The 1,350-nt window shown below is 35.6% G+C and carries 1 pseudogene; it reads left to right on the forward strand.

What is annotated here, in order from left to right:
• Positions 1 to 759: 759 nt before the first annotated feature.
• Positions 760 to 1,350 (forward strand): annotated as a pseudogene (locus ACFINZ_RS09640) (damage-inducible protein); the annotation flags it as partial.

Below are 1,350 nucleotides of genomic sequence, written 5' to 3' on the forward strand. Positions count from 1 at the left end.
ATTTACACCTGTAAACAAGCCAAAGAAAACAACAATGGCACGAAAAATTCTCAAAAGAGAACTTTGGCGTAAAAATACAGAAAACAATACAGATTGCCCCCGCTTTGCATTATTCATGAAGCATTCTTTAAAAGAACTTCATGGAACCTCTAACAAGTCCACTCAAAACAGCCACTGCCCTATGACGCTTTTAACAAAAGCACATGCCTCTGTTACCAAAGAAAAGTGACACCCAAAACTGCTTTATTTTAACTGCTGAAGATCTCTCCCCCACATTTATGTAAAAAGACCTCTAAACAAAACTGTTTAGCCCGTCAATGGTTAATACATCAATATCCCCATAAATATAAAGGATAAGTTTGCTCAACCATATCCCCTTGCATTCATAGAGTGAACCTTCAAAAGACGCCTAATCTATGAGTTTTAGGGGTTTTGAGTATTTTGAGGGTTTTAAACACCTTCAAAACCTATCTATAAACTTATCAAAATACTCATTCTGATATATTAAAGCCCATAGTACATTTATCTTGATTAACCCGTGAAATGAATAGCAAATTTCACTACTTTGCTGATCTTATTCCATGTCATGGGCTGTTGATAAGCAGCCTTAAAGACCCCTTTTGAAAAAAATATCGGCTTTTTTTAGCAGTTTTTTTCCCTTTTTTATCGTTATTTGCTTTAAATGCATTTAATTAAATTCATTTTGATTCTTTTGATGATTATTAATCATCTCATAAGGCAAGGGATTTTTATTACAATATGCTGCAATCTATTAAGTCTGATAATGAACAATTCACTTTACGCTCCCTTTTACAATCCTATCGTGAACAGACAACTTCAAATACTCTACGAGGGAAACTGTTTGAAGATTTTGTGACAAAATATCTTATGTATGACCCTCTCCACTATGGGCGATATGAAAAAGTTGAGAGCTATTATGAATGGGCTAAAGAGCGTGAAGGTTGGAATAAAAATGATATCGGCATTGATCTGGTTGCCAAGCTTCGCAATCAAGAGGGCTATGTGGCTATTCAATGTAAGTTTTATCAAGCAGACCATCAGATCAGTAAAAAGGATATTGATAGCTTTATCGCGGCATCTGGAAAAGACATCTTTAAATATCGACTTCTCGTTGACAGCACAGAAGTGGAATTAAGTGACAATGTGAATGCCATGATTAAAGGACAAGCGATACCCGTTTATCGTATTGACCTTCGTCATATGGAAAACAGTCGTATAGACTGGCAAATATTTGCAACGAAAAAAGAAATTGTTCTGAAATCAACAAAAGAGCCTCGTCCCCATCAAGAAGAAGCCATCAAGAAAGTCTGTGAAGGTTTAAAAGAAGCA

This window comes from Bartonella sp. AA81SXKL (genome assembly GCF_042196945.1).
In the GTDB taxonomy this organism is placed as follows: Bacteria; Pseudomonadota; Alphaproteobacteria; order Rhizobiales; family Rhizobiaceae; genus Bartonella.